The sequence below is a fragment of the Oleiphilus sp. HI0132 genome, assembly GCF_001635845.1.
Map to the genome: position 1 here is coordinate 1 of NZ_LWGJ01001872.1, position 1,239 is coordinate 1,239.

1 protein-coding gene is annotated in these 1,239 nt (G+C 46.9%); it reads right to left on the reverse strand.

From position 1 onward, the window contains the following. Positions 1 to 1,239, reverse strand: a 1,239-nt coding sequence (gene dsbD / locus A3766_RS28270; RefSeq protein WP_197479820.1) for a protein-disulfide reductase DsbD, incomplete at both ends; no start/stop codon positions are given.

Below are 1,239 nucleotides of genomic sequence, written 5' to 3' on the forward strand. Positions count from 1 at the left end.
AAATCTACCAATAGAGCTTGGCCGTTTTGCTTTGCAATGGCGAGATGTTGTTCAAGCCCGGTATTCGAATAAATAGTATTGAAAGGGAGCTTGTTAGGTTTCTGTGTGTTGGTTTGCTGGTTGCTAATCAGAGTTTCCAGGGGGTTGAGTGGGTTTGTGGCTTGAGTAAGTGAGCCAATAAATAATAATGCGGCGTATAAGGCCAGGAGCAAGCCTAAACCTTTAGAGACTCTTTCTATTCCAGGCTTAGCTGCATCAAAAGCACCCATCTGGCTTGCTGTTAGGCCGCATAACAACGCCCATAAAAATAGCGAAACTGACTCAGGGATAACACGGCTAATGAGCCAGATTGCCACGGCAATTAGCATTATGCCGAAAGCGTATTTTACTTTGTCCATCCAGGCGCCGGCTTTAGGGAAGAACTTACCGCCACCTATAGCGATCAGGATTAATGGCACACCCATACCCAAGCCCAGAGCAAATAATGAAAGGCCTCCGATAACTGCGTCTGCTGTACTGCTTATATAAAGTAACGCACCTGCGAGCGGGGCTGAGACACACGGTGAAACAATTAGTGCTGATAGTGCACCGATAAAGAATACGCTGGTGATATGCCCACCATTAAGGTTTTGGCTGGTGGTATTGAGGCGGTCTCTTAAGAAAGCGGGGAGTTGCAGCTCGTAAAGGCCGAACATAGCTAAGGCAAGCAAAATAAATATTGCCGAAAATACGCTTAATACAATTGGGTCTTGCAGGGCTGCCTGTACATTGGCTCCCGCACCGAGCAGTCCTGTCACCACGCCTGCTGCAGCATAGGTTGCCGCCATACCGATAACGTAGGCTAGGGAAAGCATAAAGGATTTACCGACCGTTGGCTTTTGCTGGCCAGCAATAATGCTGGTAATAATCGGGATCATTGGAAACACGCAAGGTGTAAAGGTCAATCCGATCCCGAGTAAAAAGAATATTCCTACAATCGCCAGCAGGCTACTGTTCTGAATAAAGCTAAAGACGCCCGCAGCGTTTTCAAAGTCTGGGCTTTCTTGAGATGAAGGCGTTTGTTGCTGGTTGGGAGCTTGAAGCTTGTTGCTAGTTGTGTCGCTATTACTTTTTTGCGCTACATATAAGACCTTTTCGTGCTTTGGTGGGTAGCACAAGCCTGCATCTGCACAGCCTTGGGAGCTTATTTTAATCTCGACATCACTTAGTGAAGCATCGACGTCAATAGGAAGAGCAATT